The sequence below is a fragment of the Lactobacillus sp. WILCCON 0149 genome (assembly GCF_057197965.1).
In genome coordinates this window covers 1-643 of record NZ_JBUBHO010000033.1, presented here as the reverse complement: position 1 = coordinate 643, position 643 = coordinate 1, and the positions used below count along the sequence as shown (strand labels likewise).

The 643-nt window shown below is 44.8% G+C and carries 1 pseudogene; it reads right to left on the bottom strand.

What is annotated here, in order from left to right:
- Positions 1-76: 76 nt before the first annotated feature.
- Positions 77-643, bottom strand: a pseudogene (locus ACYVUV_RS12345) (IS66-like element short variant transposase); the annotation flags it as partial.

Genomic DNA, 643 nt, shown 5'->3' with positions numbered 1-643 from the left:
GTAAGCACCCAATAGCAGAGTATATTAAAATCCCATCCTAGCAATGCTAAGATGGGATTAATCAGTTTATGGGACTTTACTTGCAGTGGAGCTGAACATTCTCAGCCCATGGTAAATAGGCTTCCAGACGTTGATTGTCTAATAATGACAGCTCATTGGGCAGCTTGTCTAGAAGATAGTTGATATATTTGAATTGATCCAAGCCATTTTGCTTGGCAGTTTCGAGTATGCTCATAATGATAGCCATGGACTTGGCGCCGGAACTGCTCTGTGAAAAGAGCCAGTTCTTGCGTCCCATGACGATCTCTTTGACTGCTCGTTCTGCTCTGTTGTTGGACAGTTCAAGGCGACCATCTTTTAGAACGTTCATGAACTTGTCCATGTGCTTTATGCAATACTGGAAGGCCGTCCCCAGCTTGCCGGAAGGCAACACGGAGATTGATTTCTTGGAGCACCAGTCGGAAAACTTCTCTAGCAGAGGCTTTAATTCAGACTGACGCTTCTCGTATCTCTCTTCAGCGGAAAGATCTTCCCAAGCGTGCTCCAGGCTAAACATTTGATTACAGTAGTGGATCCCTTGATTAGCCACTGAAGTTGCGTCTGATTCTCTAGCCTTGTCTTTAGGCAAGGAATCATGGAATTT